Below are 2,896 nucleotides of genomic sequence, written 5' to 3' on the forward strand. Positions count from 1 at the left end.
CCCCCCCCCCCCCCCCCCCCCCCCCCCCCGCCCCGCCGCCGCCCCCCCCCCCCCCGGCCCCCCCGACGCTCGCAGGCCCGCGCTTAGATGGCGGGAGCCTGCCGGGGCCGGCCGGGGAGCGGACGGCCCCCTTTTCGATCAGATCCAACCCCCGAGGTGACCGATGGCAGATCCTGAGATCGCAAAACGCGCCCAGAAGTTGATGGCGGACATTCGCCAGCTACGGGGGCGTCTTTGACCATCCCGGCAAGCTAGACCGGGCCGAAGAGCTGGAGGCGCAATCTGGCGCCGACGGTTTCTGGAGCGACCCGCAGGCGGCGGCGGAAACGATGCGCCGCATTTCGCAGCTGCGCACCGAGCTCGATTCATGGCAGCAGCTGGAAGGCGAAATCGCCGACGTCTGCGAGATGGCGGAACTGTCCGAAGGCGACGCGGAACTCGAATCCGAACTCGAATCGGCGCTGCTGCGATTGACCGAAACGCTCGCCCGGCGGCGGTTCGAATTGGCCATGTCCGGGGAGCACGATCCTTCGAACGCGCTGCTTTCGATCAGCCCCGGAGCCGGCGGAACCGAATCGCAGGACTGGGCCGACATGCTGCTGCGGATGTACCTGCGCTGGGGGGAGCGACGCGGCTATCAGGTCGATGTGCTGGACCTGTTGCCGGCCGAAGAAGCCGGAATCAAGTCGGTCACGGTGCGTTTGGTCGGTCGTCTGGCCTATGGCTATTTGAAGTCCGAGCATGGCGTTCACCGTTTGGTCCGGATATCGCCGTTTGATTCGGGAGCGCGCCGCCACACTTCTTTCGCCCGGGTCGAGATCCTGCCCGAACTCGGCGCCGAGGGCGATTTGCAAATCCCGCGCGAAGAGGTTCGGATCGATACCTATCGGGCCGGCGGCGCCGGCGGCCAGCACGTGAACAAGACCGATTCGGCCGTCCGCCTGACGCACATCCCGACCGGGATCACCGCGACCTGCCAGAGCTCGCGTTCGCAGATCAAGAACCGCGAAACCGCCTGGAAGCTGCTGGCGGCCAGGCTTCTGCGCCAGCGCGAGGCCGAACGGGAAGCCGAACGCGCCAAGCTGGCCGGCCAGCCGCTGAACGCCGATTTCGGGAACCAGATCAGGTCCTACGTCCTCCATCCGTACCGCTCGGTCAAGGACCTGCGTTCGGGATTTGAGACCAGCGACGCGGCCGGGGTGCTGGACGGCGACCTTGACGACCTGATTGACTCCTACCTCGGCACCATCAGCGCGCCTGCCGATTAAGCGGCCGGTGACCGCCTGATCGGCATCAACGAAACTTGAATTGCGGGCGCCGCCATCCCAGTTCGGGCCCGATTGCGGGCGACGGCCGCTAGCCACCGGGAACCCCATTCTTGAAAACAGCCATGCCTCGCATTAGGCCAGGCCGGCGCGTTCTGGGCGCGTTGGCGCTGGCGATCCTGGCCCTGGTCGCGGCCGGACACATCGCCGGGGCTCGGGCGGCATCGCCGGAAGTCGAGATCAGCCCCCAGGTGTTGCGCGAATTCCCGCAGATCGCCGACGACGTGGTGGAGTTGTACGTCGAGGTTCCCTGGACTGGGGAAGATCCCCGGGAAACCGCTATCCTGCTCGAGCTGCCCGAGCGCGGGTGGACGCACATCGAGTTCGTCGAAAGCGTGCGCTACGAGGACCGCATCGCCGCGCTGTTCGAACTCGATTTGCTGGGCAGGCTGGTTACCGGAATCGAATTCCACTATCAGTGGCGGTTCACCGACGCCGACGGCACCAATCACCTCACCCCCTGGCGCCGGGTGCTGACGATCGACCCGAGTCGCCCCTGGCGGGTGGAGTCCGATCGCGACATCAGGGTCTTCTGGTACGACGCCGAATCCGAATTCGGGGCGCGCGCGCTGGCCGACTCGTTGACGGCTTTCGATCTGGTGGAAGAGAGCCTGGGGCTCGATTTTCAGCGCCAGCTCAAGGTCGTCATCTATCCGACCTTCGACGAGCTTTATGACGCCCTGGGAATCGTCAATGAGTCACGCATCAAGGGCGTCTGGCGGGCCGGATACGAATTGATCATGCTGCAGTCGGACCCGGAGGACGAGACCCTGGCCGGAGTGCTCACGCACGAGTTCGCCCATGCCGTCCTCGACCAGAACCTGCGCAATCCCTGGCGCGACCTGCCGACCTGGGTCCACGAGGGGGTCGCCACCTGGATTCAGGCCAAAGCCGATGACGATCTGCCGTACGAACGCCTCTTGGCCGCCGCCTATCGCGATGGACGGCTGCGATCGCTGCGCGGCCTGCAGGGATACCTGCCGATCGACCGCGAGGGCGCCTCGCTCGTCTACGCGCAGAGCTATTCGATGGTCAAGTACCTGGTGAACCTCTACGGCATCGAAGATCTGCGCAGCATGCTGCAGGCATTGTCCGAAGGCAACACCGAGGACGAAGCCCTGATGGCCGCCTACGGGATTGACGCGTTCACCCTGGAAAACCAGTGGCGCGAATTCCTGGAAGACGATCTCGCCGCCGCCGAAGACGAAAACCGGCTGGCGGGGGCACCGGTGCAGACGGCCGGTCCTAGCGATGACCCCGATCCGCAATTGCCGCTGGAGGATGTCGCCGCGGATGCCGAAATAACCCCCGCCGACACATTGATTGGCAGCCCCGAACTGCCTCCCGCCGACGCCGGAACGCGGGCGTTCATAGCAATTACCGGTCTGACCGTGATCGCACTTTTCGGACTCATCGGTTACCTGGCCTACCGCCGCTCTTCGTCGCGGCCGGCGTTGGGGGGGGCGCCCCGCCCCCCCCCGCCCCCAGGGGGGGCGGGGCCCGCCGCGGCCCCCCCCGGGGGCCCGGGGGGGTTTTACCAACTGGGGCGGGCGGCCGTGGTGAGCCGGTGG

3 pseudogenes (1 of these 3 cut by a window edge) are annotated in these 2,896 nt (G+C 66.7%); all 3 read left to right on the forward strand.

Annotated features, from left to right (window positions below):
- A pseudogene (locus F4X41_08320) lies at positions 1-80 on the forward strand (nuclease).
- An 83-nt stretch (positions 81-163) separates the two neighbouring features.
- Positions 164-1,268, forward strand: a pseudogene (locus F4X41_08325) (peptide chain release factor 2).
- Positions 1,269-1,390: 122 nt separating this feature from the next.
- A pseudogene (locus F4X41_08330) lies at positions 1,391-2,896 on the forward strand (hypothetical protein) (it continues 360 nt past the right edge of the window).

The organism is Chloroflexota bacterium (genome assembly GCA_009840625.1).
In the GTDB taxonomy this organism is placed as follows: domain Bacteria; phylum Chloroflexota; class UBA11872; order UBA11872; family VXNJ01; genus VXNJ01.